We start from the raw sequence: 26,665 nt of genomic DNA, 5'->3' as shown, positions 1-26,665 counted from the left end.
ACATGCGCGCCCCGGACCCCGACGGGGGCGACGTCAGCCGGCCGGGCGCCGCGGCGTACGCCGCTGAGTGGGCCCGGGCGGTGCGGCGCATCGGGTTCGTGCCGTTGAGCGCGGCCGAGACCGAGCGGCTGCTGCTGGCGCACACCGTCCGCCTCGGCCGGGCCCTGCTCGCCCCGGCGTTCTCCGCCCAGCCGGCGGAGGACGTCGGGCGGGCCCTGGTCGAGGCGCATCTCACCGAGCCCGGGGTGCTCGACTGGTCGGTGCAGGCGCTCGGTGACCGCCTCCTGCCCTGGGTGCTGCCCACGCTCGTGGAGGCGCCCGAGGTGCGGGAGCGGATCGCCGCCATGCAGGGCGCGTTCGCCGCCGGCTTCAGCCGGGCCCTGCGCGACCGGGTGTTCAGCCAGCAGGAGCGGATCGCCCGCTCGGCCTGGCAGGCCCGGGACGCGGTGGAGCAGGCGTTGCGCGACAGCGAGGCCCGGTTCCGCGCGGTGTTCACCGGGGCGGCCATCGGCATCGGCATCGCCGGGGTGGACGGGCGGATCATCGAGGTCAACCAGTCGTTCGCCGACATGCTCGGCTACACGATGGCCGAGCTGCGCGAAATCACCGTGGACGGGCTGTTCCACCCCGACGACGCCGCCGGGATGTGGGAGCTGTACCAGGAGCTCATCGAGGGCAAGCGGGACAGCGTCCGGGTGGAGAAGCGCTACTACCGCAAGGATGGCAGCGTGGTCTGGACCGACCTCGCGGTCTCGCTGATCCGCCACGACGACGGCCGCCCCCGGTTCACCGTGGCGATGATCGAGGACATCACCGAGCGCTACCAGCTCCAGCAGCGGCTGCGCTTCCAGGCGCTGCACGACCCGCTCACCGGCCTGCCCAACCGGACGCTCTTCTTCGAGACGCTCGGCCAGGTCTTCGACACCGCCGAGCCGGAGCAGCGGGTCGGGCTCTGCTTCATCGACCTGGACGGCTTCAAGGCGATCAACGACAGCCTCGGCCACGACCTCGGCGACCGGCTGCTCAAGGTGATCGCCCGGCGGCTGGCCGACTGCGTGTCCGGCCGCGGCCACCTGGTGGCCCGGATGGGCGGCGACGAGTTCGTCATCCTGGTCGACTCCGACGGCGGCCTCGACGACGCGGTGGAGGTGGCCGAGCTGGCCCTGGCCGCGGTCTCCGCCCCGGTCCACGTCGGCGACCAGCAGCTCGCCGTCTCGGCGAGCATCGGCATCGTGGAGTGCCCGGCCGACGAGACCAGCGTGTCCGACCTCATGAAGGCCGCCGACACCACGCTCTACTGGGCCAAGGCCGAGGGGCGGGGCCGCTGGGCGGTCTACGACCCGGAGCGCAGCGCCGCCGACATCGCCCGCTCCGCGCTGGCCGCCAACCTGCCCGCCGCGCTGGACCGGGGCGAGTTCGTGCTGCACTACCAGCCGATCGTCTCGCTGCTCGACGGCTCGATGGTGGCGGTGGAGGCGCTGGTCCGCTGGCAGCACCCGGAACTGGGGTTGATCGGCCCGGACCGGTTCATCGGGCTGGCCGAGGAGACCGGCCTGATCGTCCGGCTCGGCGCCTGGGTGCTCCGGCAGGCGTGCCGGGACGCGGAGAGCTGGCGGCGGGCGTACCCGGACGCGCGGCTGGTGGTCAGCGTGAACCTGGCCGCCCGGCAGGCCGACGACCCGGCCATCGTGGAGACCGTCGCCGAGGCGTTGCAGCGCACCGGGCTCCCCGCCGAGCTGCTGCAACTGGAGCTGACCGAGAGCGCCGTGATGGGCACCGCCGGGGAGCCGCTGCGCGCCCTGCACCAGCTCGCCGACCTCGGCCTCCGGCTGGCCATCGACGACTTCGGCACCGGCTACTCGAACCTCGCGTACCTGCGGCGGCTGCCGATCCAGTGCCTGAAGCTGGCCGGCCCCTTCGTCGAGGGGATCCGGGCCGACGGGGCGGACGCGGTCGCCGACCACCGCGACGAGCGGATCGTGGACGCGCTGGTCCGGCTGGCCCACGCGCTGGAGCTGTGGGTGACCGCCGAAGCGGTGGAGACCGAGGTGCAGGCCGAGCGGCTGCGGTCGCTGCGCTGCGACACCGGGCAGGGCCGCTGGTTCGGCCCCCCGATGCCCGCCGCCGACATCCGCACCCGGCTGGCCGCCGCGGCGGCACCCCTTCGGGACGCCTCCGGTGGCGCGGGGTTCCCCGCCCACCTGCCGGAACAGCGAGCCGGGCGGGCGCAGGCCCGCGCCGCCGGGGAGGAGACGCGGTGAGCCTGAGCGACTCGCAGGCCGTGGTGTCGGTGGTGGCCGCGCTGGCCATCGTGGCCGGCCTGGCCGGGGTGGTGGTGCCCGGGCTGCCGGCGCTGCCCCTGTGCTGGGGCGGCGTGCTGGTGTGGGCGCTCTTCGGCGACGCCGGCCCGGGCCGCTGGGCGGTGCTGGCCGCCGCCACCGTGGTCGCCGTCGGCGGCGTCGTCGTCAAGTACCTCTGGCCGGGGCGGAACCTGAAGCGGACCGGCGTGCCCACCTCGTCGCTGCTGGCGGGCGGGCTGCTCGGCGTGGTCGGCTTCTTCGTCATCCCGGTGGTCGGCCTGCCGATCGGTTTCGTCGGCGGGATCTGGGGCGCCGAACGGCTGCGGTTGGGCAGCAACCAGCTCGCCTGGCCGGCCACCGTGCAGGCGCTCAAGGCGGCCGGGCTGTCGATGCTCGTCGAGTTCCTGGCCGGCCTGGTCATCGCCGTGCTCTGGGTGGCCGGGCTGCTGTTCGCCTGACCGGCTCGGGGCAGCGTTGCGCCGCGTCGGCCGGTTAGGGTCGCGGGCGTGCGGATCACCGTCCTCGGTGGGCTCGGCGCCTGGCCCACCGCCGAGCAGTCGTGCTCCGGCTTCCTGGTCGAGGACGCGGGCTTCCGGCTGCTGGTCGACCCCGGGTACGCGACCCTGCAACCGCTGCTGGCGCGCGTCCCCGCGGCGCGGGTCGACGCGGTCTACGTCAGCCACGGCCACCCGGACCACTGCGCCGACCTGCAACCGCTGCTGCGGGCCCGGGTGCTCGCCGACCGGTCCGGCCCGCCGCTGCCCGTGTACGCGCCCGCCGGAGCGCTGGACCGCCTGCTCGCCGTCGACGAGCCGGGCCTGGTCGACGGGGCGTACCGGCTGGCCGCCCTCGTGCCCGGAGTGGCGTTCGATCTCGGGCCGTTCCGGGTGGACACCTGGTCGCTGCCGCACTGGGTGCCCAACGTCGGCGCCCGGTTCACCGGCCGGGCCGCCGTGCTGGCCTACACCGGCGACACCGGAAGCAGCCCGGACCTCGTCGAGCTGGCCCGGGACGCCGACCTGCTGATCGCCGAGGCGACGTACCCGGTGGAGATCCCGGACCGGCACGCCGGCAACCTGTCCAGCGCCGCCGAGGTGGGCCGGTACGCGGCCGCGGCCGGGGCGCGCGGCGTGCTGCTCACCCACCTGTGGCCCGGGACCGACCCGGCGGAGGCGGTCGCGGCGGCGCGACGCGGGTACGCCGGGCCGGTGGACGTCGCCGTGCCGGGCCTGGTGCGCACGGTCGGGAGGTAGGGAGCGGCGGCGCGGGCGTCCGGGGGTACGGCGAACCGCCGTACTTCAGTGAGAGAGAGGTGGACGCCGCGCGCCGCCGCGCACCGGGCGTTGCCGAGCGCCCGGCGGTGGCCCGTCGCGATCGGGCCTGGTCACGGGCTCAAGGATGCCCCGGAACGGTCTGGCGCGGCAACGCAATTAGCCGTGCCGGCCGTGAGATTCCCACGCCTGCCGTATTGACCGCCTTGATCGGCGGGATCACACTTTGCCCACTCGCACCGGGGAATCCACCTCGAGGAGGTGTGCAGTGGCCACGACGCCCGCGCCGACCGCCGAGCAACCCATGGACGACGACGCCCGACGGCTCGCCGAACTCGGCTACAAGCAGGAACTCCACCGCAAGTGGAGCGGCTTCTCCAACTTCGCCATCTCGTTCTCGATCATCTCGATCCTGGCCGGCTGCTTCACGACCTTTGGCCAGGCGTGGAACAACGGCGGTCCGGTCGCCATCTCCTGGGGCTGGCCGCTGATCTCGCTGTTCATCCTGATCATCGGCTTCTGCATGGCCGAACTGGTCTCCGCCTACCCGACGGCCGGCGGGATCTACTGGTGGGCCGCGACCATGGGACGGCCGGTGCACGGCTGGTTCACCGGATGGCTCAACCTCATCGGCCTGGTGGCGGTGACCGCCTCGGTCGACTACGGCTGCGCCACCTTCCTCAACCTGACCCTCTCCGCGCTCTTCGACGGCTGGGCCGGCACCGCGCACCAGACCTTCGGGCTGTTCGTGGTGATCCTCGCCCTGCACGGGCTCATCAACATCTACGGGCACCACGTCATCGACGTACTCCAGAACGTCTCGGTCTGGTGGCACGTGGCCGGCGCGGCCGCGGTGGTGCTCATCCTGGTGCTGGTCCCGGACGACCACCAGAGCTTCAAGTTCGTCTTCACCGAGCGGTTCAACAACTCCGGCTTCGGCGACGGCGACACCGGCGGGCTCACCTTCTGGTTCTACGTGCTGCCGCTGGGCTTCCTGCTCACCCAGTACACGATCACCGGCTTCGACGCCTGCGCCCACGTCTCCGAGGAGACCCGGGGCGCGTCGAAGGCCGCCGCCCAGGGCCTCTGGCGGTCGATCTTCTATTCGGCGGTGGGCGGCTGGATCCTGCTGCTCGCGTTCCTGTTCGCGGCCACCGACGTCGACGCGATCAACTCCGCGGGCGGCTTCTCCGGGGCGATCTTCGAGTCCGCGCTGACCCCGTTCTTCTTCAAGGCCGTCATCATCATCTCCACCATCGGCCAGTTCTTCTGCGGGATGAGCTGCGTGACCTCGATGTCCCGGATGGCGTACGCGTTCAGCCGGGACCGCGCGGTCCCCGGCTGGCGGCTCTGGTCCCGGGTGGACCGCAACGGCACCCCGGTCAACGCGATCATCGCGGCGACCCTGGCCGGGCTGGTGCTCACCCTGCCGGCGCTCTACCAGAAGGCCGGCGTGCCGGTCGCGTTCTACGCGGTGGTCTCGGTCGCGGTGATCGGGCTGTACCTGTCCTTCCTCATCCCGATCTTCCTGCGGCTGCGGATGGGGGACCGGTTCGTGCCGGGGCCCTGGACGCTGGGCCGCAGGTACAAGCTGCTCGGCTGGATCGCGGTGATCGAGATCGCGATCATCTCCGTCTACTTCGTGCTGCCCATCGTGCCGGCCGGCGTGCCGGGCAACGCGGAGTTCAGCTGGACCGCGGTGAACTACGCGCCGCTCGCCATCGGCGGGGTGCTGCTCGGCGTGGCCATCTGGTGGTACGCCTCGGCCCGGAAGTGGTTCACCGGCCCCCGCCGTACCGTGGACGTTCCGGCCCAGCGCCCCGCCGCGGACGCCGCACCGGCCGACGAGCCGGCTTGATCCACTCTCCTCGCCGGCGCCGGCTCACCCGGCGCCGGCGAGGAGAGCCGGGGGTGATCGACGGTATCGCGGCGGAAACCCATTGCCCTGGTTCGGGCGGAGTTAACCTGAAATGGTCTGTTCCAGCGACCAACCGAGCCGGTAGAGGAATCGTGACCATGGCGGACGACGAGGTCTCCCGCAACCTGAAGAGCATGGACGAACTCGACTTCACGGCGTGGAACGGCGCCGACTGGGAAGGTCTGTTCGCCCACCTCCACACCGACGACGTGCTCGTCGACGTCCACGGACAGCCCGCGACGCACGGCATCGCGGAGCACATCGACGCAATGAAGGCGCTTGTCCCGGCCGGCGCTGAGACGCCCCCGCAGATAGCGTCCCATCCGATCAAGTTCGGCTCGGGCGAGTGGACGTGTGTCGTGGGAGAGTTCGAAGGCGGCGGCCGGATGGTGACCGTGGCCAAATGGCGCGACGGGGCGATCGCCGAGGAATACATCTGGATGTAGCCACCAGCTGCTTACGGAAGAAGGCCCTCCAGCGCTCAGGTGGAGGGCCTTTTCGGGTGCGATTGCCGGCGACGTCGACCGTCGCCAAGTCAGGAGCAGGCGTGCGTTGCCGAGCGGCTGGGGTTCACCCAGGAGTGCATCCTGCGGGAGGCGGCGGCGTTCCCGACGAACGACGTGACCTCGTGGTCCACGGCCTCCTGGCACGGGAGTGGCACAGGACGGCGAACTGACCGCAACCGGTTGCCCCCATCACTCAAGAATCTCCATCTCCGCGACGAGGTCGTCGACGAAGCGGTAGACGTGCGTGACGGTTCGGTTCGCGAGTGTCGTTCCTGCTTTGTCCCGCACAACCTGCCGCACGGTGACGGCGATGCGACCGTCGCTCTCGGTCCGGAAGGCGGTCGGCACGACGGTCGGTTCGATCTGCGCCCACTGTCGGGTCCACTAGGCGCGCACCTCGTCGTGGCCCCGCACGGTGCCGCCCTCCCAGCCGTTCGGCCACCGGACGTCGGACGCCATGGCAGCGAGCAGCGCCGGTATGTCGCGCTGGTTGAACGCCAGGTAGAGGTCGGTGAGCCGGCGTTGCTGGTCCGCTGCCTCCTGGTCCGTCATGTCGCCAGTGTTACCGGGTGAGCCTGCCGGGGTGGTCCGTTTTGCCGCGGGCAGAACGCCCCTGGAACGGCAGGCGGTCTGCCGGTGAACAGTGCCCTATCCACACGCCTCGTCCGGGTCCGGTGATCTGATCAGGAATCAAGAAGCTCCCCGGATGCTCGCGGGCCTAGCCTTCTCCCAGGCAGCCGGCAGGACGCCGAGCCTGAACAGCGAGGGAGCCCAGAATGTCCGCGAAGAACGCCACGACCGTGTCCGATGGTTTCAGCGCCGAGGAGCGCGCCGCCATGAAGGAGCGCGCCGCCGAGCTGCGCGCCGAGGGCAAGAAGGGCGCCAAGAAGGCCGACGACCTCCAGGCGGTGCTCGACCGGATCGCGCAGATGGCGCCGGACGACCGTGCGCTCGCGGAGCGCGTGCACGCGACGGTGACCGCAGCCGCCCCGCAGCTCTCGCCGAAGACCTGGTACGGGATGCCCGCCTACGCGAACGCCGAGGGCAAGATCGTCTTCTTCTTCCAGGACTCGGGCAAGTTCAACTACCGGTACTCGACCCTGGGCTTCCAGGACCCGGCCAACCTCGACGACGGGGACATCTGGCCGGTCGCGTACGCGCTCCAGAAGTGGAGCCCCGCCGTGGAGAAGAAGGTCGTCGAGCTCGTGAAGGCCGCGGTCTCCTGACCCGTCGCGGGCAACCGCGAGCCCGCCCCGGCATCTATTGTGCGGGCATGTCGATCAACGACCGGGATCTGGTCATCGAGGCGGCGGCAGCCGGGGCCGCGGTCGTGCGCTCGCACTACGGGACATCGCTGACACGCTTCGGGAAGTCCGCGGGAGACTTCGCCACGACGGCCGACATCGAGGCGGAGAAGGCCATCCTCGACGTCCTGCGGGCGGCCCGGCCGGACGACCTGGTGCTGGCGGAGGAGAGCGGGCGCACGGGCATCGGCGGGAACGGACGCACCTGGCTGGTCGACCCGCTGTGCGGGACGTTGAACTATGCCGTACGGAACATGCTGGTCTCGGTCAACGTCGCGCTGCGCACCGGAACGCAGGTCGTCGTGGCGGCCTCGGCGGACCCGTTCGCCGACGAGGTGTTCTGGACCGACGGCACCGGTGCCAACGTGCGTCGGGGCGGCGTGGACGAGCAACTCGCCCCGTCGGCCGAGTCGAGGCTGGTGGACGTCAATCTCGATCCACCGTTCCCCAACGAGCGGGTCTTCCGGGCCGCGCGGCTACTTGCCGACCAGGGGTTCATCGAGCGGTTCCGACCCCGTGTCGTCTCCACCACCCTGGCGGTGGCCTGGGTCGCCGCCGGCCGGCGCGCCGCCTACGTGACCGACGGCCACCTGCGCGACAGCGTCCACTTCGCGGCCGGCATCGCCCTCTGTGAGGCGGCCGGCTGCGTGGTGACCGGGATCGACGGCCAGCCCCTGCACACCGGGGCGGGCGGTCTCGTCGTGGCCGCCGACGAGCAGACCCACGCCGCCCTGCTGGCCCTTGTCGAGAACCAGCGTGCAGGACGGGACTGATCGGTATCCGCTTCTCGGCCGAGGCGGTTCCACGTACGAGCGTCTGAAGGTGGGCGACGACGTGGAGCGGCCCTTGGCCGGCGGGCGCCTGACGGCCGGCGTGGTGCGGGTCGGAGCCACGGTGCGTCGCCCGGCCTCGCCCGCGTCCGATTTCGTGGCCCGGCTGCTGGCCCATCTCGCCGGAAAGGGCTTCGACGGCTGCCCTCGGCACCTGGGGTGGGACCAGCTCGGCCGCGACATGTTGTCGTTCGTGCCCGGCCACGTTCCGCCGCGATGGCAGCGCTTCACCGACGATCAGGTGTGTCGAGCGGCGAGGTTGCTACGACGACTGCACGACGCCACGCGGGACCTCGCGCCGACACTCGGCGGTGAGGTGATCTGTCATCACGATCCCGGCCCGAACAACACCGTCTTCCGGGGCGGCCAGCCGATCGCGTTCATCGACTTCGACTTCGCCGCACCCGGCGACCCGTTGGAGGACGTGGGCTATCTGGCGTGGGCCTGGTGCGTCTCGTTCCGGCCGGACCGGGGACCGGTGACGGAACAGGCCCGCCAGGTGCGGGCCCTGGCCGACGCCTACGGCCTGGGTCCGGCCGACCGCGCCCGCCTACCAGCCGCGATCGACGAGCGGTTACGCCGCAACGAGGCGTTCTGGCGGGACGTCCAGGACGACGCAGCCGCGTCGGTCCCTCGCGGCCGCTCTGCCGAAGTGCTCGCGTGGACCCGATGCGAACGCGCCTACATCGAGACCAGTCAGGAGGCCTTCATCGCCGCACTCGCGGCACCCTCGCCCAGGCGCGACTGACCGTTGCGTTTGCCGCGGTGTCCGGAACGGGCATTGACGGTGATCCGGTTCTGCCAGTAGACCTTGGTGATGGAGGCGCGCCGATGAGGAAAGCTCCGCTCACGCTGGAACAGTTGCGCGTCGCGGTCGCCGAGGGCGAGATCGACACGGTGGTGCTCGCGCTGACCGACATGCAGGGCCGCCTCCAGGGCAAGCGGTTCCACGCCCCCTACTTCCTGGACCAGGTGGTCGCGCACGGCAGCGAGGGCTGCAACTACCTGCTGGCCGTGGACGTCGACATGAACACCGTCGACGGGTACGCCATGTCGAGCTGGGAACGCGGCTACGGCGACTTCGCCATGCGGCCCGACCTGGACACCCTGCGCCGGGTGCCCTGGCAGGCCGGCACCGTGATGCTCCTGGCCGACCTGGAGTGGCTGGACGGCTCCGGCCCGGTGGTCGCCTCGCCCCGGCAGATCCTGCGCCGCCAGCTCGACCGGCTGGCCGCCCACGGGCTGACCGCGTACGCCGGCACCGAGCTGGAGTTCGTGCTGTTCCGCGACTCGTACGAGGAGGCGTGGCGGCGCGGCTACCGCGACCTGACCCCGGCCAACCAGTACAACGTGGACTACTCACTGCTCGGCACCGCCCGGGTGGAGCCGCTGCTGCGCCGGATCCGCAACCAGATGGCCGGCGCGGGGCTGGTCCCGGAGAGCGCCAAGGGCGAGTGCAACCTCGGGCAGCACGAGATCGCCTTCCGCTACGACGAGGCGGTGGCCTGCGCCGACCACCACGTCATCTACAAGAACGGGGCGAAGGAGATCGCCGCCCAGGAGGGCATGTCGATCACCTTCATGGCCAAGCCGAACGCGCGCGAGGGCAACTCCTGCCACATCCACTTCTCGCTGCGCGACGCCGACGGCCGCTCGGCCATGCTCGGCGACGGGCCGGCGCACCTGTCGACCACCGGGCAGCGGGTGCTGGCCGGGCTGCTCGCCACCATGCGCGAGTTCAGCCTCCTCTTCGCCCCCAACATCAACTCCTACAAGCGCTACCAGCCCGGCTCGTTCGCCCCGACCGCGCTGCGCTGGGGCACCGACAACCGCACCTGCGCGCTGCGGCTGGTCGGGCACGGCCAGGGGATGCGGGTGGAGAACCGGGTGCCGGGCGCCGACGTCAACCCGTACCTGGCGATCGCCGGGCTGGTGGCCGGCGCGGTGCACGGCATCGAGCGGGAGTTGGAGCTGGGCGAGGAGTGCGCCGGCAACGCGTACGACGACGGGGACGCCGAGCGGGTGCCCGGGACGCTCCGGGACGCCCTCACCCTCTGGGAGTCCTCGGAGACGGCGAAGGACGCCTTCGGGGACGAGGTGGTCGCCCACTACGCCAACAACGCGCGGGTGGAGTTGGCCGCCTTCGACGCCGCCGTCACCGACTGGGAGCTGACCCGTGGCTTCGAGCGCCTCTGACCTTGCGCTCCCCGTCGGCCAGGAGAAGGGTGGGGCGCGTGACCCAGGTGATCAACCCGGCGACCGGTGAGCCGCTGCGCGAGGTGCCGGCCACCTCGCTCGCGGAGACGGACGCGGCCATCGAGCGGGCGGCGGCTGCCTTCGAGACGTGGCGGGCGGTGGGACCGGGAGATCGGGCGCGGTTGTTGCGGCGGTTCGCCGCCGTGGTCGACGCGCACCGGGAGGAGCTGGCCCTGCTGGAGGTGCGCAACGCCGGGCACACCATCGGCAACGCGCGCTGGGAGGCCGGCAACGTCCGGGACGTGCTCGACTACTACGCGGGCGCGCCGGAGCGGCTGACCGGGCACCAGATCCCGGTGCCGGGCGGGCTCGACGTCACCTTCCACGAGCCGCTCGGCGTGGTCGGGGTGATCGTGCCGTGGAACTTCCCGATGCCCATCGCGGGCTGGGGCTTCGCCCCGGCGCTCGCCGCCGGCAACACGGTGGTGCTCAAGCCGGCCGAGCTGACCCCGCTGACGGCGCTGCGCCTGGCCGAGCTGGCCCTCGACGCGGGCCTGCCGGAGGGCGTGTTCACCGTGCTGCCCGGCCAGGGGAGCGTGGTGGGCGAGCGGTTCGTCACCCACCCGGCGGTCCGCAAGGTCTGCTTCACCGGCTCCACCGAGGTCGGCACCCGGATCATGGCCGGCTGCGCCGCCCAGGTGAAGCGGGTGACGCTGGAGCTGGGTGGCAAGTCCGCCAACCTGGTCTTCGCCGACGCCGACCTGGCGAAGGCGGCGGCCAGCGCGCCGGCCGCGGTCTTCGACAACGCCGGCCAGGACTGCTGCGCGCGCTCCCGGATCCTGGTCCAGCGATCGGTGTACGACCGCTTCCTCGAACTGCTCGAACCGGCCGTCCGGGCGTTCCGGGTCGAGGACCCGGCAGCCGAGAGCGCCGAGATGGGTCCGCTGATCTCCGCCGGGCACCGGGACCGGGTCGCCGGGTACGTCGACGGGGCGAAGGTGGCCTTCACCGGCGCCCGCCCCGACGGCGCCGGTTTCTGGCACGCCCCCACCGTGCTGCTCGCCGACTCCCCGGCCGACCGGCACTGGCGGGAGGAGATCTTCGGCCCGGTGGTCTCGGTGCTCCCGTTCGACGACGAGGCGGACGCGATCCGCCTGGCCAACGACACGGAATACGGTCTCTCCGGCTCGATCTGGACCCGGGACGTGGGCCGCGCGATCCGGGTGGCCCGGGCGGTCGAGTCCGGCAACCTGAGCGTCAACTCGCACTCCTCGGTGCGCTACTGGACCCCGTTCGGCGGGATGAAGCGCTCCGGCCTCGGCCGGGAGCTGGGCCCGGACGCGCTGCACGCCTTCACCGACGTCAAGAACGTGTTCATCAGCACGGAGGAGTGAGATGCAGGGACGGCTTCAGGACCGGGTCGCCGTGGTGACCGGGGCGGGCAGCGGCATCGGCCTGGCCACGGTGCGGCGGTTCGCCGCCGAGGGGGCCCGGGTGGTCTGCGTGGACATCGACGCGGAGGCGGGCAAGCGGGCCGCCGACGAGGTGGCCGGCGAGTTCGTCGCCGCCGACGTGGCCGACGAGGCGGCGGTCAGAGACCTCTTCGACGGGGTGGCCGAGCGGCACGGCCGGGTCGACGTGGCGTTCAACAACGCCGGCATCTCCCCGCCCGACGACGACTCGATCCTGGAGACCGGGCTGGACGCCTGGGAGCGGGTGCTGCGGGTCAACACCACGAGCGTCTACCTCTGCTGCAAGTACGCCATCCCGCACATGCGGCGGCAGGGCAAGGGCTCGATCATCAACACCGCCTCGTTCGTGGCGCTCATGGGGGCGGCGACGTCGCAGATCGCGTACACGGCGAGCAAGGGCGGGGTGCTGGCGATGACCCGGGAGCTGGGCGTGCAGTTCGCCCGGGAGGGCATCCGGGTCAACGCGCTCTGTCCCGGCCCGGTCGCCACCCCGCTGCTGCTGGAGCTGTTCGCCAAGGACCCGGAGCGGGCCGCCCGCCGCCTCGTCCACGTGCCGATGGGCCGGTTCGGCAACCCCGAGGAGATCGCCGCCGCGGTGGCCTTCCTGGCCAGCGACGACGCCTCCTTCATGACCGCCGCGCAGTTCGTGGTGGACGGCGGGATCACCGGCGCGTACGTGACACCACTGTGAGCGCGAGGAGTGAGCCGGGGTTGCGAGCCCCGCAGTCGCGAACGGTGCCGGCTCAGTGAGTCGGCCGGTGATCGGCGTCACCGCGTACGTCGAGCCGGCCGACTGGGCGGTGTGGCGGGGCGTGCCGGCGGCGCTGGTGCCGCAGGCGTACGTCCGGGCGGTGACGGCGGCCGGCGGCCGGGCCGTGGTGCTGCCTCCCGACGACACCGACGCCGACGTGCTGCGGGTGCTCGACGGGCTGCTGCTGGCCGGCGGCGCCGACGTCGGCCCGGAGCGGTACGGCCGGCCGACCGACCCGCGCACCGAGAGCCGCCCGGACCGGGACGCCGGGGAGCTGGCGCTGCTGACCGCCGCGCTCGCCGCCGACCTGCCGGTGCTCGGGGTGTGCCGGGGCATGCAGCTGCTCGCCGTCGCGTACGGCGGCACGTTGCACCAGCACCTGCCGGACGTGGTCGGGCACGACCGCCACCGCCCGGCGCCCGGGGTGTACGGGTCGCACCCGGTCCGGTTCGCCGACGGCAGCCTGGCCGGGGCGGTGATGACCGGGGTGGAGGAGGTCAACTCGTACCACCATCAGGGGGTGGCCGACCCGGGCGGCCTGGCCGTGACCGGCTGGGCCGACGACGGGGTGGTGGAGGCCGTGGAGGATCCGGCGCGGCGCTTCCTGCTCGGCGTGCAGTGGCACCCGGAGAACGACGCCGATCCCCGGCCGGTGAATGCGCTGGTCCGGGCGGCGGCCGGCACCGCCCCGGCGCGCCCCCGGCCCGCCCGACTCGCCGCCGGCCGCCAGTTGCGTCAGGATGAGGCGTAGGTAACCAGCGTCCGACCGGCGACATGCGTTACGTTGCTCCTCCGTCGGGGTAGTAGGCGGGGACGACCGGCGTGATCGCGCCGGTCGTCGTGGACATTGTCCGGAGCGGGAGGCTGCATGGGCTCGGCCCAGGGGGGCGGGGACGTTCGTCATTCGTCCTCGGGGACCGGGGAGGCGAAACTCTCTCCACTGCTGACCGCGGCGTTCGCCGCCGGCGGCGAGATGGGTGAGCGGCTGCGCGGCTTCGACTGGTCCACCACCCCGCTCGGCGCCCCGGGCGGCTGGCCCCCCGCGCTCAGTCACGCGGTCAGCACCATGCTCTCCTCGCGGGCCCAGATCGTGCTGTTCTGGGGTCCGGACCACCTGGCCTTCTACAACGACGCCTACCGGCCCACCATCGGCGACAAGCACCCGGCGGTGATCGGCCAGTCCGCCCGCCGGTACTGGGCCGAGACCTGGGACGTGCTCGGGCCGCTGCTCGAAGGGGTGCAGCGCACCGGCGTGCCCTACCGCGGCGAGAACCACCCCTTCGTCCTCAACCGGCACGGCTTCCTGGAGGACGTCTACTTCGACATCTCGTACGACCCCGTCCGGGACGCCGACGGCAGCGTGAACGGCGTGTTCTGCTTCGTCAACGAGACCACCGGCCGGGTGGTCGGCGAGCGCCGGCTGCGCGCCCTGGCCGAGCTGGGCACCGAGCTGGCCGACGTGCGCAGCACCGTGGAGCTGGGGCGGACCGTCGCCCAGGTGCTCGACGGGCACCGCGCCGACGTGCCGTTCAGCGCCGTCTGGCTGCACGACGACGACGGCGTCCCGGCGTTGGCCGGCTGCGCCGGGCTGGATCCCGCCGCGATCGCGGGCGGGCCCCCACGCCCCGGCGACTCCCCGGAGGAGCCCCGCTGGGTCTCCACCGCCGAACTGCTCGGCGCGGTGCCGCCGGACGCGGCCGACCAGGCCCTGTTGCTGCCGCTCACGGCGACCCACGAGCCGGCCGGCATGCTGCTGCTCGGGGTGGCCCGCCGGCTGCCCTTCACCGACGACTACCGCCACTTCGCCGATCTGGTCGCCGCCCAGATCTCCCGGGCCGTCGGCAAGCAGCGGGCGTACGAGCAGGAGCGGGCCCGGGCCGCCGAGCTGGCCGCGCTGGACCGCGCCAAGACCAACTTCTTCGCCAACGTGAGCCACGAGTTCCGCACCCCGCTCACCCTGGTGCTCGGGCCCCTGGAGGACCTGCTCGCCGACCGCGCCCTGCCCGACACGTACCTCGACCGGCTGGCCATGATGCACCGCAACGCGCTGCGGCTGCTCAAGCTCGTCAACACCGTGCTCGACTTCTCCCGGCTGGAGTCCGGCCGGCTGGCCGCCCGCTACCAGCCCACCGATCTGGCCGACTACACCGCCCGGCTGGCCAGCACCTTCCGCTCGGTCACCGAGCGGGCCGGGCTGCGCCTCGTGGTGGACTGCCCACCGCTGCCCGCGCCCGTCTACGTCGACCGGGACATGTGGGAGAAGATCGTCCTCAACCTGTTGTCGAACGCGGTCAAGTTCACCTTCGACGGCGAGATCCGGGTCCGGGTCCGCGCCCGTGACAGCGTCGCCGTGCTGGAGGTGACCGACACCGGCGTCGGCATCGCGCCGGCGGAGCTGCCGCAGGTGTTCGAGCGGTTCCACCGGGTGCCCGGCGCCCGCTCCCGCACCCACGAGGGCACCGGCATCGGCCTCGCCCTGGTCCGCGAGCTGGTCGAGATGCACGGCGGCACGGTCGACGCGCACAGCGTCGTCGACCGGGGGACCACGTTCACGGCGCGGGTGCCGTTCGGATACGCGCACCTGCCCGCCGACCGGGTGGCCGCCCTCGCCCCGGTGCCGCTGAGCGAGCCCGAGCAGGCCCGGCTCTACGTCGCCGAGACCGCGCTCTGGACCGACGAGGTGGCGCGGCCGGGCGGGCTGCCGGAGCCGGTCGGCGTGCCCGGGGGAGCGGGCCGGATCCTGGTCGCCGACGACAACGCCGACCTGCGGGAGCACGTGAGCCGGCTGCTCTCCCCGTCGTACGAGGTGGTCACCGTGCCGGACGGCGTGGAGGCGCTGCGGCTGGCCGTCGACTCCCCGTTCGACCTGGTGCTGACCGACGTGATGATGCCCCGGCTGGACGGCTTCGGGCTGGTCACCGCGCTGCGCGCCAACCCGGTCACCCGGGGGGTGCCGATCGTGCTGCTCTCCGCCCGGGCCGGCGCGGCCGAGGAGGTCGCCGGGCTCTCGGTCGGCGCGGACGACTACCTCACCAAGCCCTTCTCCAGCCAGGAGCTGATCGCCCGGGTCCGGGCCAACGTCGAGCTGGGCCAGCTCCGCGGCCAGATCGTCCGCCGGCTGCGGGCGCTCGCCGACGCCGCCGTGGCGATCAACACGGCACGGTCGACCGCCGACGTGGTGCGGGTCGCCGCGCGGCACGCGCTCGGCCTGGCCGAGGCCGCCCGGGTGGTGGTCACGGCGACCGGCGCCCGCTACGAGGCGGACGGCGGCGGGGACGTCTCCGCCGAGCCCTCGGTGGTGCTGGCGCTGACCGGCACCACCGACGAGCAGCTCGGTGAGCTGCGGGTCTGGCGCCGGGAGGGCGGCGGCGCCGAGCAGGCGGCCCTCACCGAGCTGGCCCGGCTGGTCGGCGTGCGGCTGGAGAACGCCCAGCTCTACGAGGCCGAGCACCGGATCGCCACCACGCTCCAGCACAGCCTGCTGCCGCGTACCCTGCCGCAGCTCCCCGGCGCCGTGGTGGCCAGTCGCTATCTGCCGGGCAGCGCCGACGTCGAGGTGGGCGGCGACTGGTACGACGTGATCGGCACCGCCGACGACGAGCTGGTGCTGGTGATCGGTGACGTGGTCGGCAAGGGGGTGCGGGCCGCCGCCGCGATGGGCCAGCTCCGCAACGCGCTGCGGGCGTACGTGCTGGAGGGTTACGACCCGGGCGAGGCGCTGACCCGGCTCAACCGGCTGGTCGGCTCCACCGAGGGCGGCTCGTTCGCCACCGTGGTCTGCCTCCGCTTCTCCCCGCGCACCGGCCGGCTCCGGTACGCCAGCGCGGGCCACCCCTCCCCGTTGCTGATCCGGGACGGTGACGCGGTGTTCCTGCACGACCGGGCGCTCGGGCCGCCGGTCGGGGCGATTCCCGGCACGGCGTACCGGACCGTCGACGGTGAGCTGGCCCCGGGCGGCCGGCTGCTGCTCTACACCGACGGGTTGATCGAGGACCGGCAGGCCGGCATCGACGCCGGGCTCGGCCAGCTCCGGGCGGACGCGGCGACCCCGGGCGAGCACGTGGCCGATCTGGTCGACGCGGTGGTCGAGCGGGTCGCCGGGCGCACCCGGCACGACGACGTGGCGGTGCTCGCGCTGGAGGCGACCGAGCTGAACCGCTTCGCGCTGCGGCTGCCGGCCGACCCGACCCGGCTCAGCGTGCTGCGCAAGCGGCTGGAGGACTTCCTGGTCGCCCACCACGTCGGCGAGACCGATCTGTTCGACCTCACGGTGGCCATCTCCGAGGCCGCCGCCAACGCCATCGAGCACCCGGTGGCCCCGGCCGAGCCGACGATCGGCGTCGAGGTGACCATCGAGGACCGGACGGTCACCGCCACGATCCGCGACAGCGGCCGGTGGCGGGAGTCGAGCGGGACGAGCTTCCGGGGCCGTGGCCTGGCGCTGATCCAGGCGCTCGGCGAGATGAGCGTGACCCGCACGGAGAACGGCACCGAGCTGATCCTGCGCCGCCGGCTGGCGGACTGAGGCCGCCTGCGCTCCACCGGCGAGCGGCCCGTGGCCGGCACCGCGCCGGCCTCGCGAACGTGGATCAGGGTCGGTTGCTCTTCGCCTTCTGCCGGGCGTAGTAGGCGCGGGCGCGGTTGCGGTCGCCACAGTCCTTCGTGTTGCACCAGCGGCGGTTCCGCCGCGGTGACGTGTCGAGGTAGACCCAGCCGCACTTGGCGTCCTCGCACTGGTGGAGGCGGTCGAGGTCGTCGCGCTGGATGAGGGCCACGAGCCCGCGGACGATGCGGTCGCGGGGCAGGCGGAGGTCGTTTTCCGGGTCGCGCCACTGCCAGCGGTCGCCCGTGTGGACCAGTTCGGCCGCGGCGATCGCCGCCCGGTACATGCTCGCGAGGTCCGCGGCCGCTTCGGGGTCATCCTCGAAGAGGGCTGCGTAGACCCGCTCGCGCGCTTCGATGACGTGTTGCCGTTCCCGCTCGGCCCGGGCGCCGTCCTGGCCGGCGAGGTCGCGCAGGGCCGCGGCCTCGGCTGCGCTGATCAGGTCGGACTCGACGCACCAGTCGACGACGTCGGAGAAGGTCTGCAGGTGCTCGGTGCGTTCGCGCCCGCCCAGGCGCCAGGCAACGGTGTTCACCAGGTCGAGCATGCGGTCGCCTGCGATGTGGCCGAACCTCACCCACCAGCTCCTCTCATGGTTGGAAGCATTGTTGCATGTGAGACTGTCCGCTGGCATGCTCATGCCCGATTCACCAATCATCCATGAGAATGCCGCGAGGAGACCGATCATGCCTGCCGCCGCCCCGCGCAGATCGTTCGCTGCACTATGGGCGTCCCAGGCGTCCTCGAACCTCGCCGACGGGCTGCTGCAGGCCGCGGCGCCGCTGCTCGTCGCCACGCTGACCCGTGACCCGCTCGCCGTGGCGGGCATGACGGTGGTGCAGTTCCTGCCCTGGCTCGTCGCGACCCTCCCCGCCGGCGCGATGGCCGACCGGGTGGACAGGCGTCGGATACTCACCGCCGGCAATTGGCTGCGCGCGGCCGGGTTCGCGCTGCTGGCCGTGACCTTGGCCAACGGATGGCGCCACGTCGCGCTGCTCTACGTGGCAGTGTTCCTGGCCGGTTGCGCCGAGACGATGGTCGACAACGCCGCCCTGACCATCCCGCCCCGGCTCCTGCCACGTCAGCAGCTCGAGCGCGCCAACGGCCGGTTGTTCGCGACCCAGTCCGTCATCAACACCTTCATCGGTCCGCCCGCCGGGGCGGCGTTGTTCGCGCTGGCGGCATCAGCGGCCTTCTACACCGGCGCGGCCGCGTTCGCCCTCGCCGGCCTGGCAGCCCTGCTGCTGCCCGCGCTGCGGCCCACCGGCGAGAAGGAGGAGCACCGCTCGACCCCGACCACCGTCGCCCAGGACATCCGCACCGGATGGGCCCACTTCTGGCGCCATGACCTGCTGCGCCGGGTCGCGTTCATCTCGGCGGCGATCAACTTCTTCGGCTCGGTCACCGGCGGGGTGCTCGTCCTGCTGGTCACCGGCCCGTACCAGCTGCCCATGTCGCGCTACGGCCTGTTCATCGCCGTTCCCGCCGCCGGTGCGATCGCCGGCTCACTGCTCGCCGAACACGTCGTGCCCCGCATCGGCGGCGGCCCCACCACCTGGCTCGCCGCCCTCACCCCGGCCGCCAGCTACGCCATCCTCGGCCTGGGGCACCACACACCCCTCGCCCTCGCCGGCATGTTCTGCGCAGCCGTCGCCACCTCGCTGAACCAGATCGTCGTCAGCACCCTGCGCCAAGCGGCAGTCCCCGACGAACTCCTCGGCCGCGTCACCGCCGCCTACCGCCTGGTCGTCCTGGGTGTCGTGCCCCTCGGAGCACTCGCCGGCGGCCTGCTCGGACGCAGCCTGGGGATCCGCGCCCCCTTCATCGCCGCGGCCCTCGGACTGGCGCTCGCCGCGCTCCTGCTCGCCTCCCGGGTCACCACCCGGGCCCTCCGCGATGCCGAAACGCCCACCGTGCGCGCAGAGCCCGCCGGCCGGGACGGACCGGGCGACGACGAAGCGATGTGTCAGCCTGCGAATCCGGTTGCGGGAGGGGCCGGCGACCGGTGAACAGCTCAGGCCTGCGCCAGCCAGTCCTGCTCGCCCAGGCCGGAGATCTCCAGCACCCGCCGGACCTGCCGGGACGGCAGCACGGTGAGCGTGCCGGGGAGCTGCTGGGCCAGCCGGACCACCGCGTGGATCGCGGCCGAGTCGAAGAAGGTCACCGACCGCAGGTCGAGCGTGACGTGCCGGGCGGCCTCCCCGAGGACGGTCCGGTACATGGTGTCGGCCGTCGCCATGTCGACCTCGCCGGCCACCCGGACGCGCAGTTGATCACCGTCGAGCTCCGCGGTCGCGGAGAAGACGGGCGGTGCGCCCCCTTGATCCACGGAGCAACAATGGCACAGCGGTTGCGGCGCGGCAACAACCTGACCGAGCGGGCCGTGGCGGGGGTCACCAGGGGCCCGGCGATAGGCTGTCGCCATGACCGTCCGTGCGCCGCTGACCCCAGGCACGCTCTCCCCGTGGCGGGCGGTTCCCGCCCACATTCCGCGTCCCGAGTACGTGGGCAAGAAGCGGCCGCAGGAGTGGCGCGGGTCGCACGTGCAGACGCCGGAGACCATCGAGAAGATGCGGATCGCCAGCCGGCTCGCCGCCCAGGCCACCCAGCTCGCCGGGGAGCACTGCAAGCCGGGGGTGACCACCGACGAGATCGACAAGGTGGTCCACGAGTTCCTCTGCGACCACGACGCGTACCCCTCGACGCTGGGCTACAAGGGCTTCCCGAAGTCCTGCTGCACCAGCCTCAACGAGGTGATCTGCCACGGCATCCCGGACTCCACGGTGCTCCAGGACGGCGACATCATCAACGTCGACGTGACCGCGTACATCGGCGGGGTGCACGGCGACACCGACGCCACCTTCTGCGTGGGCGAGGTGAGCGAGGAGGCCCGCCTGCTGGTCGAGCGGACCCACCAGGCCATGATGCGCGGGATCAAGGCGGTCGCACCGGGCCGGCAGATCAACGTCATCGGCCGGGTCATCGAGTCGTACGCCAAACGGTTCGGCTACGGCGTGGTCCGCGACTTCACCGGCCACGGCATCGGCGAGTCCTTCCACAGCGGACTCTACGTGCCGCACTACGACAGCCCGCGCCCCACGGACGTGATGGAGCCCGGCATGACCTTCACCATCGAGCCGATGATCACCCTCGGCACGCACCAGTACGACATGTGGGACGACGGCTGGACCGTCGTCACCAAGGACCGCCGGTGGACGGCGCAGTTCGAGCACACCATCGTCGTGACCGACGACGGCTACGAGATCCTGACCCTGCCGTGACCGACACCCCGGCGGCGCTGCGCGAGGCGCACCACGCGGACGTGTCCGGCGGCTGGCTCCGGCCGGCGGTGTTCGGGGCGATGGACGGGCTGGTCACCAACATCGCCCTGATCGCCGGCGTCGGCGGCGGCGGGGTCTCCCCGCGCAGCGTCGTCCTCACCGGCGCGGCCGGTCTGGTGGCCGGCGCCATCTCGATGGGACTGGGCGAGTACACCAGCGTCCGCTCGGCCAACGAGCAGGTGGCCGCCGAGGTGGCCAAGGAGCGGCGCGAGCTGGAACGGCACCCCGAGGCGGAGGCCCGCGAGCTGGCCGACGCGTGGGTGGCCCGGGGGTTGCCCCGGGACCTGGCCACGCAGGTCGCCGAGGCGGTCCGGCGCAACCCGGAGGAGGCGCTGCGGGTGCACGTCCGGGAGGAGCTGGGCGTCGACCCCGACGAGCAGCCCAGTCCGTGGGCGGCGGCGGTCTCCTCGTTCCTCTGCTTCTCGGTCGGCGCGCTGGTGCCGCTGGTCACCTACCTGCTCGGCTTCACCAGCCTGGCGCTGGCGCTCGGCGTCGGCGGGGTGGGGCTCTTCGTGGCCGGGGCCATCGTGGCCCGGTTCACCAACCGCCCCTGGTGGGCCGGCGGGCTGCGGCAGCTGCTGCTCGGCGCCCTCGCGGCCGGCGCCACCTACCTGGTGGGCGCACTGATCGGCATCCAGGGCGGAATCGGCTGACAAGCCCGGCGGGCGTCAGCCGATTCCGAATCGGCATCCAGGGCGGGATCGGCTGACGCCCGGCGGGCGTCAGCCGCCGAGCAGGTCGTCCACCGTGCCGTCGACCGGGCGGCCCCGGGCGGTCAGCTCCTCGGCCTGGCGGGCCAGCACCGTGCCCACCTCGGTCATGTCCGCCCCGGCCAGGCCGGTGCGCCGCACCGCGTCGCCCGGGTCGCGGAAGTAGGTGCGGCTGAGCAGCCCCTGCACGGTGGCCGCGGCCAGCCGGGCCTCGCCGAGCATGAGCAGCGCCTGGTCGGTCTCGTACCACTCGGCCAGCCGCAGCGCCCGGGTGTGCGCCGCGCTGCCCCGGTACCACGCCTGCCGGGCCGCGGCGGTGAACTCGGCGGGCCGGGCCCGGGCCAGCCGGGCCAGGTGCTCGTCGCGGAGGGTCCGCAGCCAGCCGGTCGGGTCGTGCAGGGCGCGGGTGGTGACGTACCGGTCGGCGGTGAGCGGCCAGAGCGCGGTGATCGTCGTGGCCTGCCGCAGGTAGTCGTCGGCGCCGGCCACGGTGAGGTCGACAAGCACCCCGTCCACCCGGCGGGTGGCCGGCGACGGCCCGCCGCCCGTCCGGTAGGTCACCACGAGCAGCCCCACCTCGCCGTTCCCGCCGCCGTCGTCGTCGCCGTGCGCGAGCGGGCCGTGCACCGCGACCGCGAGGACGCCCGCGGCGAACCGGCGCAGCACCCCGTCACCCACCCGCTCGGCGACCCGCCACCGGGGATCGTCCAGGTACCGGTCGGTGTCCAGCTCGGCGCCGCTGGCGTCCACGGTCCACCTCCGTTCCGCACGCGGCCCGCCCGGCGGCGGCCCGGCGCGCGTCGACCGACCACCACCCTAGCCAGCCGGACCGGCCCCGCCGGCTCGCCGCGCCCGAGGGGTCAGGCGGCCGGCTCACCCACCGGGACCAGCCGGAACACCCGGATCTCCCGGCCGCCGGCCCGTTCCACGTACGTGCGGTAGGCCGGCCACTCGGCGACCAGCCGGGTGAACAGCCGCTCCCGCTCCTCGCCGCTGATCGGCTCGGCGCGCACCGGGATTCGGCGGCCCTTGACGTCGACCTCGGCGGCCGGCTGGGCGAGCAGGTTCAGCGACCAGGCGGGCTGGTGCTGCTGCCCCCAGTTCGAGCCGATCACCACGTACGCGTCGCCGTCCGGCACGTAGAGCAGGGGATTGCTGCGCGGCTTGCCGGAGCGGCGGCCGGTGGTGGTGAGCACCAGCGAGGGCACCAGCCCGAAGGCGACCACCCGTCCCTTCGTCAGCCGGCCGACCAGCCGGTCGGCGGGAACGAGCAGGCGCATGGTGGCGGCGAACCACTTCTGGTGACCGAGACGACGGGTGAGGGACTGCACGGCGGACACCCGCCCAGTGTGCCGGCCGCACCCCGCCCGCGACACCCCCCGACCGGCCGGAGCGGATCGAACACCGTCAGTCCAACCGGCGTTCCACCGGCAGCCGGGACCGCGTGAGCAGGGCCGCCCCGACCATGGCCACCACCGGCACCACCACCAGCACGGTCAGCGTCGACCCGGGCACCACCAGCGGGTACGGCGGCTTCACCGGCCAGGACTGCGCGTACCGCCGGTTGAGCGAGACCAGGATGATGGCCGCCGAGCCGAGGCCGGCCAGGATGCCGAGCACCGAGCCGAGCCCCGCGATCACCCCGGCCTGCCAGAGCGACAGCACCCGGCGTACCCGGGGATCGGCGCCGACCGCGGCGAGGGTGGACAGGTCCCGGCGGCCCTCGGCGGCGGCGAGGCCGGTCGCCACCGCGGCCGCGCCCAGGGTGATCACGCCGGCGGCACCGGCCAGCAGGAGCAGCAGCGGGCGCTGGTCGGACGGCGGCCCGGCCGCCGACACCTGGACCGCCAGCGGAGCGACCCCGGCCAGCTCGGCGGCCAGCCGGTCCCGCTGGTGGACGGTGGGCGGGTCGGCGGTGTCGACCAGGTAGCCCAGCGGCGCCGCGGCGAGGCCGAGCGCGGTGGCCGCCGCGGGGGAGACCACCAGCCGGTCCACCGGCAGGCCGCCGCGCAGCACGTACCCGGGCAGCGTGCCGGCGGCCGTCGGGGCGAGGGTCCCGTGGCTGACCTCCACCCGGACCCGCCCGTCCACCAGCTGCCGGGGATCGGTGACCACCACGCCGCCCGCCTGGAGGGTCCGGCGGGCCGCGGCCACCTCCTCGGCCGGTGCGCCGGTGAGCGCGGGCAGCCCCGTCCCGTCGTCCACAAGCGCCGGCAGGTAGAGGTCGCTCGGATCGCGGAACGGCCGCACGCAGCGCGGGTCGGTCCGCGCCGGGGCGTGCCCGGGGTCGACGGGGTCGTACGGGCAGCGCTGCTCGGGCGGGCGCACCGCGGTGGCGACGCAGTAGTCCTCCGGGGTCGCCGGCCGGGCGCACTCTGCCCCGGCGATCGGCACCACCGCGGCGCCCGGCAGGACCGCCCGGACCCGCTCCGCCACCTCGCCCGCGGCGGGCAGCGTGCCGGTGGTCCGCCCGTCGGTGCGCTGGAGCAGCACGTGGCCCGGCGGCAGGCCGGGCTGCCAGGCCGCCCGTTGCCGGGCGTCGTCGCTGGCCACGTAGACGCCCAGGGCCACGCTGCCGGCCACCGCCGCCATCACGGCGGAGATGGCGGGCGCGGCCGACGAGCGGTTGCGGCTGGCGTCGCGCAGCGCCAGCCGGGGCGCCAGCGGCAGCAGCCGGCCGGTCCGGGCCAGGACGCCGATCAGGGTCGGGGTGCAGAAGACCAGCCCCAACTCGCCCAGGACCACCCCGGCCAGGACGCCGGTCGGGGTGGTCCGGGTGGCGCCGAACGCGGCCACGGCGGCGCCGGCCACGGTGAGCAGCGCCCCGAGCACCAGCCAGCGGCGGCGTGGCCGGGGCGGCTCGCGCCGGCCGGCCAGCCCGGCGACCACGTCCTGCCGGGCCGCAGCCCAGGCCGGGGCGAGCGCGGCCAGCACGCCGGCCAGCACCGCCACCACGGCGATCGCCGCCAACGCCGCCGGGAAGACCCGGTACGCGCCGAAGCGCTGCTGGAGCAGGTGCTGCTCGACCAGTGGCCGCCCGGCGAGCGCGGCGCCGGTGCCCAGCAGCAGGCCGACCACCGCCCCGCCCGCGCCGAGCACCACCCCGTCGGCGAGCACGATCCGGCGCAGGTGCGCGGCGTCCCCGCCGGCCACCGCGACGAGGGCGAGGTCCCGCCGCCGGCGGCGTACGCCGACCGCGAAGGCCGGGCCGACCAGCAGCACCACCTCCAGCAGGCCGAGCCCGCCGACCAGCACCACGTTGCCGGTCTGCTCGGCGTCGGGCAGGTCGGGGCCGGCGCCGATCTCCTCCCGGCCGGGAAGCGGGTTCCGGGCGGCCACCAGGACGCCCCGTGCGTTCAGCCGGTCGACCAGCGCCCCGTCCAGCGGCCCGGGCAGGTCCACCAGCCAGCTCTCGTCGCCGGGGCCGAGCGGCCCGGGCGGCAGCTCCGGCCGGAGCGCCACCACCTCGCCCAGGTTGTCCGGGAACTCCACCACGCCGACGACCCGGTAGGTCGTGCCGTCGACCGTCCGCACCGGCGCGTCGAGCCGGACGTCCAGCCGGCGCAGCGCGGCCCGGCTGACCGCGATCTCGTCGGGGCGGGTGGGCCGCCGGCCCTCCCGCAGGGTGGCCAGCGGCCGGCCGATCGGGTCGGTCAGGTCGACGGCACGGGCATCGAACGAGACGGTCTTCGCGTCGATCCGCACCTCGAACGGCACCCACCGGCGCAGCCGGGTGAGCCGGGTGCCGGCGGGCAGCAGCGCCCGCAGCTCGTCGGTCGTCGCCGGGCGGGTCCGGGACACCGGATCGCCCTCGACCGGCCAGGAGCCCTCGCCCCAGGCGTCCTGGAGGATCGGGTTCAGGTCGCCCCAGCGCAGCTCCGCGTCGGCGCCGCCCAGTCGCCGGTCCACCTGCTCCGCCCGGGTCAGCTCGGCCATGTCGTAGCTCGCCGCGGCGAAGCTCAGCCCGAGCACCGGCAGCGCGATCATCGCCAGCACCAGCGCGGTACGCCGGCGGGCCCGCCGGGCCTCCCGCCGCGCGATCCGCAGCGCGGCCCGCCACGACCCGAGCGTGGCGGCGAGCCGGCCCCGGTTCACCGACCGCTGCCGCTGAGCAGGTGCTCGACGCCGACCAGCGGGGCCGTCGAGTCGACCAGCACCCCGTCGCGCAGGAAGACCACCCGGTCGGCCCAGCCGGCGTGCCGCGCCTCGTGGGTGACCAGCACCCCGGCCGCCCCGGCGTCCACCCGGCGGCGCAGCAGGTGCAGCACCGCCTCGCCGGCCTGCGAGTCGAGCGCGCCGGTGGGCTCGTCGGCGAGGACCAGGCGGCGCTCGCCGACCAGGGCGCGGGCGATCGCGACCCGCTGCTGCTGGCCGCCGGACATCTGGTCGGGGAACCGGTCCGCCAGCCCGGCCACGTCCACCTCGGCGAGCGCGGCGAGGGCGAGCCGGCGGGCCGCCCGCACACCGGCGCCGTCCAGTTCGAGGGGGAGCGCCACGTTCTCCACCGCGGTGAGGCTGCCGAGCAGGTTCAGGTCCTGGAAGACGTACCCGATCCGGCGGCGGCGCAGCCGGGCCAGGTCACGGGCGGGCAGGCCGCCGAGGACCTCCCCCTCGACCAGCACCTCGCCGCCGGTCGGCCGGTCCAGCCCGCCGGCCAGGGCGAGCAGGGTGGACTTGCCGGAGCCGGAGGGCCCCATGACCGCCACCAGCTCGCCCGCGGCCACGGTGAGGCTCACCCCGCGCAGCGCGTGCACGGCGGCCTCCCCGGCGCCGTGGGTCCGGTGCACGGTCCGCAGTTCCAGCACACCGTTGATCTGCTCAACTCCCGGGGTCACCGGCGGGCCTCCTCGTCGGCCCGGTCCACCGCCTCCGGGTGGCCGGCCGGCCGGCTCGGCGCCGGTCGGTGGCGGACCAGGCTGGTCTCGCAGTGGTCGAGCCAGCGGACCTCGGCCTCGGCCTGGAAGATCATCGCGTCCAGCACCAGGCGCCAGGGCAGGTCCTCCGGCTTGTCACTGGCGTACTTCAACCGGGTGAACTCCTGCAGGGCCCGCATGGTGGCGCTGCGCTGGGTCTGCACGACCGCGCGGACGTCCACGCCGGGGGTGGTGAGGGCCAGGGCCAGCTTGATCGACAGCTCGTCCCGGGGCCGGTCGGCCCGGCTGATCGGCGTGGCGAACCAGAGCGCCAGGTCCGCCCGCCCGGCGTCGGTGATCTCGTACGGCCGCTGCCCGGCCTCGCTCTCCGGCAGCGAGCGGACCAGGCCGTCGCGCTCCAGCCGGGCCAGCGTCGTGTACACCTGCCCGATGTTCAGCGGCCAGGTCGACCCGGTCGACTCCTCGAACGCCGAGCGGAGCTGGTAGCCGTACATCTGGCCGCGCTCCAGCAGGGCGAGCAGGCCGTGGCGGATGGACATGGCGTGGAGTATGCATACCTGGTATGCGGTCCGCAACCGCAGGGTTCCGG

General features: G+C 73.8%; 24 protein-coding genes and 1 pseudogene. 16 read left to right on the top strand and 9 right to left on the bottom strand.

The features are described from left to right. Positions 1–2: 2 nt before the first annotated feature. From NLX85_RS04270 to NLX85_RS04250, 5 genes and pseudogenes are all read left to right on the top strand, one after another. Positions 3–2,144 (top strand): annotated as a pseudogene (locus NLX85_RS04270) (putative bifunctional diguanylate cyclase/phosphodiesterase); the annotation flags it as partial. A gap of 113 nt (positions 2,145–2,257) precedes the next feature. Beyond that, positions 2,258–2,758, top strand: a complete 501-nt coding sequence (locus tag NLX85_RS04265) for a DUF456 family protein (protein ID WP_254331728.1) — start codon at positions 2,258–2,260, stop codon at positions 2,756–2,758. Positions 2,759–2,806: 48 nt separating this feature from the next. Then, a complete protein-coding gene (locus NLX85_RS04260) occupies positions 2,807–3,553 on the top strand; it encodes an MBL fold metallo-hydrolase (protein ID WP_254331727.1) in 747 nt (248 codons plus the stop codon). A gap of 286 nt (positions 3,554–3,839) precedes the next feature. After that, positions 3,840–5,429 (top strand): amino acid permease, encoded by a 1,590-nt coding sequence (locus tag NLX85_RS04255; protein ID WP_148428236.1) that lies wholly within the window; start codon positions 3,840–3,842, stop codon positions 5,427–5,429. Between the two features lie 158 nt (positions 5,430–5,587). Then, complete coding sequence (locus NLX85_RS04250) at positions 5,588–5,935, top strand: ester cyclase (RefSeq protein WP_254331726.1); 348 nt, start codon at positions 5,588–5,590, stop codon at positions 5,933–5,935. 249 nt (positions 5,936–6,184) lie between these two features. Here NLX85_RS04250 and NLX85_RS04245 read toward each other — a convergent pair whose 3' ends face one another. Then, a complete protein-coding gene (locus NLX85_RS04245) occupies positions 6,185–6,343 on the bottom strand; it encodes a hypothetical protein (RefSeq protein WP_254331725.1) in 159 nt (52 codons plus the stop codon). Positions 6,344–6,379: 36 nt separating this feature from the next. Continuing rightward, entirely contained in the window at positions 6,380–6,547 is a 168-nt protein-coding gene (locus NLX85_RS04240) for a nuclear transport factor 2 family protein (protein ID WP_254331724.1), read from the bottom strand. 224 nt (positions 6,548–6,771) lie between these two features. Between NLX85_RS04240 and NLX85_RS04235 the strand changes: the two genes are divergently transcribed. The 8 genes from NLX85_RS04235 to NLX85_RS04200 all read left to right on the top strand — a co-directional run bounded on the left by NLX85_RS04235 (position 6,772) and on the right by NLX85_RS04200 (position 17,073). Beyond that, positions 6,772–7,221, top strand: a complete 450-nt coding sequence (locus NLX85_RS04235) for an iron chaperone (protein WP_254331723.1) — start codon at positions 6,772–6,774, stop codon at positions 7,219–7,221. 47 nt (positions 7,222–7,268) lie between these two features. Then, positions 7,269–8,072, top strand: a complete 804-nt coding sequence (locus NLX85_RS04230) for an inositol monophosphatase family protein (protein WP_254331722.1) — start codon at positions 7,269–7,271, stop codon at positions 8,070–8,072. 49 nt (positions 8,073–8,121) lie between these two features. Next, positions 8,122–8,877, top strand: a complete 756-nt coding sequence (locus NLX85_RS04225; protein WP_254331721.1) for a phosphotransferase — start codon at positions 8,122–8,124, stop codon at positions 8,875–8,877. Positions 8,878–8,960: 83 nt separating this feature from the next. Next, complete coding sequence (locus NLX85_RS04220) at positions 8,961–10,325, top strand: glutamine synthetase family protein (protein WP_254331720.1); 1,365 nt, start codon at positions 8,961–8,963, stop codon at positions 10,323–10,325. A gap of 38 nt (positions 10,326–10,363) precedes the next feature. Then, positions 10,364–11,719, top strand: coding sequence for an aldehyde dehydrogenase family protein (locus tag NLX85_RS04215; RefSeq protein ID WP_254331719.1), 1,356 nt, complete (start codon positions 10,364–10,366; stop codon positions 11,717–11,719). A gap of 1 nt (position 11,720) precedes the next feature. Further along, positions 11,721–12,488, top strand: a complete 768-nt coding sequence (locus tag NLX85_RS04210) for a 3-oxoacyl-ACP reductase (protein ID WP_091268577.1) — start codon at positions 11,721–11,723, stop codon at positions 12,486–12,488. Between the two features lie 55 nt (positions 12,489–12,543). Then, on the top strand, positions 12,544–13,299 hold the full coding sequence (locus NLX85_RS04205; protein ID WP_254331718.1) for a gamma-glutamyl-gamma-aminobutyrate hydrolase family protein: 756 nt from the start codon (positions 12,544–12,546) through the stop codon (positions 13,297–13,299). Between the two features lie 117 nt (positions 13,300–13,416). Beyond that, entirely contained in the window at positions 13,417–17,073 is a 3,657-nt protein-coding gene (locus NLX85_RS04200) for a SpoIIE family protein phosphatase (RefSeq protein WP_254331717.1), read from the top strand. Positions 17,074–17,137: 64 nt separating this feature from the next. Here the strand turns inward: NLX85_RS04200 and NLX85_RS04195 are convergent, their stop codons facing one another. Next, positions 17,138–17,698, bottom strand: a complete 561-nt coding sequence (locus NLX85_RS04195; protein ID WP_254331716.1) for a CGNR zinc finger domain-containing protein — start codon at positions 17,696–17,698, stop codon at positions 17,138–17,140. 13 nt (positions 17,699–17,711) lie between these two features. Between NLX85_RS04195 and NLX85_RS04190 the strand changes: the two genes are divergently transcribed. Beyond that, a complete protein-coding gene (locus NLX85_RS04190) occupies positions 17,712–19,160 on the top strand; it encodes an MFS transporter (RefSeq protein WP_254331715.1) in 1,449 nt (482 codons plus the stop codon). Between the two features lie 5 nt (positions 19,161–19,165). On the opposite strand, the gene NLX85_RS04185 is transcribed toward NLX85_RS04190, so the two are convergent. Further along, positions 19,166–19,480 (bottom strand): STAS domain-containing protein, encoded by a 315-nt coding sequence (locus tag NLX85_RS04185; protein ID WP_254331714.1) that lies wholly within the window; start codon positions 19,478–19,480, stop codon positions 19,166–19,168. Between the two features lie 94 nt (positions 19,481–19,574). Between NLX85_RS04185 and map the strand changes: the two genes are divergently transcribed. Together map and NLX85_RS04175 are read left to right on the top strand one after the other, a co-directional pair. Then, positions 19,575–20,432 carry a type I methionyl aminopeptidase gene (map, locus tag NLX85_RS04180; protein WP_254331713.1) on the top strand — a complete coding sequence of 286 codons (858 nt, stop codon included), beginning with the start codon at positions 19,575–19,577 and terminating at the stop codon, positions 20,430–20,432. Continuing rightward, positions 20,429–21,145, top strand: a complete 717-nt coding sequence (locus NLX85_RS04175) for a VIT1/CCC1 transporter family protein (protein ID WP_254331712.1) — start codon at positions 20,429–20,431, stop codon at positions 21,143–21,145. The genes map and NLX85_RS04175 overlap by 4 nt, the downstream gene beginning before the upstream one ends. Before the next feature lie 69 nt (positions 21,146–21,214). On the opposite strand, the gene NLX85_RS04170 is transcribed toward NLX85_RS04175, so the two are convergent. The 5 genes from NLX85_RS04170 to NLX85_RS04150 all read right to left on the bottom strand — a co-directional run bounded on the left by NLX85_RS04170 (position 21,215) and on the right by NLX85_RS04150 (position 26,615). After that, positions 21,215–21,952 (bottom strand): nucleotidyltransferase domain-containing protein, encoded by a 738-nt coding sequence (locus NLX85_RS04170; protein WP_254331711.1) that lies wholly within the window; start codon positions 21,950–21,952, stop codon positions 21,215–21,217. Between the two features lie 110 nt (positions 21,953–22,062). Further along, complete coding sequence (locus NLX85_RS04165; protein WP_254331710.1) at positions 22,063–22,542, bottom strand: nitroreductase family deazaflavin-dependent oxidoreductase; 480 nt, start codon at positions 22,540–22,542, stop codon at positions 22,063–22,065. A 67-nt stretch (positions 22,543–22,609) separates the two neighbouring features. Further along, a complete protein-coding gene (locus NLX85_RS04160; RefSeq protein WP_254331709.1) occupies positions 22,610–25,297 on the bottom strand; it encodes an FtsX-like permease family protein in 2,688 nt (895 codons plus the stop codon). Further along, the gene (locus tag NLX85_RS04155; RefSeq protein ID WP_254331708.1) at positions 25,294–26,037 is read right to left on the bottom strand and encodes an ABC transporter ATP-binding protein; all 744 of its coding nucleotides are present in this window, start codon (positions 26,035–26,037) and stop codon (positions 25,294–25,296) included. Before NLX85_RS04155 ends, NLX85_RS04160 begins: the two co-directional genes overlap by 4 nt. After that, on the bottom strand, positions 26,034–26,615 hold the full coding sequence (locus NLX85_RS04150) for a PadR family transcriptional regulator (protein ID WP_254331707.1): 582 nt from the start codon (positions 26,613–26,615) through the stop codon (positions 26,034–26,036). Before NLX85_RS04150 ends, NLX85_RS04155 begins: the two co-directional genes overlap by 4 nt. Between the last annotated feature and the right edge of the window lie 50 nt (positions 26,616–26,665).

Origin of the sequence: Micromonospora sp. A3M-1-15, assembly GCF_024213425.1 — a bacterium.
GTDB lineage: Bacteria > Actinomycetota > Actinomycetes > Mycobacteriales > Micromonosporaceae > Micromonospora > Micromonospora chersina.
Note: the sequence above shows the minus strand (reverse complement) of the source record. Positions and strands in the feature narration are given on the sequence as shown.

Coding starts and splice junctions, on each gene's coding strand:
- NLX85_RS04230 (WP_254331722.1), top strand. CDS start 7,269: ATGTCGATCAACGACCGGGATCTGGTCATCGAGGCGGCGGCAGCCGGG.
- NLX85_RS04210 (WP_091268577.1), top strand. CDS start 11,721: ATGCAGGGACGGCTTCAGGACCGGGTCGCCGTGGTGACCGGGGCGGGC.
- NLX85_RS04190 (WP_254331715.1), top strand. CDS start 17,712: ATGTGGCCGAACCTCACCCACCAGCTCCTCTCATGGTTGGAAGCATTG.
- NLX85_RS04195 (WP_254331716.1), bottom strand. CDS start 17,698: ATGCTCGACCTGGTGAACACCGTTGCCTGGCGCCTGGGCGGGCGCGAA.
- NLX85_RS04235 (WP_254331723.1), top strand. CDS start 6,772: ATGTCCGCGAAGAACGCCACGACCGTGTCCGATGGTTTCAGCGCCGAG.
- NLX85_RS04200 (WP_254331717.1), top strand. CDS start 13,417: ATGGGCTCGGCCCAGGGGGGCGGGGACGTTCGTCATTCGTCCTCGGGG.
- NLX85_RS04240 (WP_254331724.1), bottom strand. CDS start 6,547: ATGACGGACCAGGAGGCAGCGGACCAGCAACGCCGGCTCACCGACCTC.
- NLX85_RS04250 (WP_254331726.1), top strand. CDS start 5,588: ATGGCGGACGACGAGGTCTCCCGCAACCTGAAGAGCATGGACGAACTC.
- map (WP_254331713.1), top strand. CDS start 19,575: ATGACCGTCCGTGCGCCGCTGACCCCAGGCACGCTCTCCCCGTGGCGG.
- NLX85_RS04150 (WP_254331707.1), bottom strand. CDS start 26,615: ATGTCCATCCGCCACGGCCTGCTCGCCCTGCTGGAGCGCGGCCAGATG.
- NLX85_RS04220 (WP_254331720.1), top strand. CDS start 8,961: ATGAGGAAAGCTCCGCTCACGCTGGAACAGTTGCGCGTCGCGGTCGCC.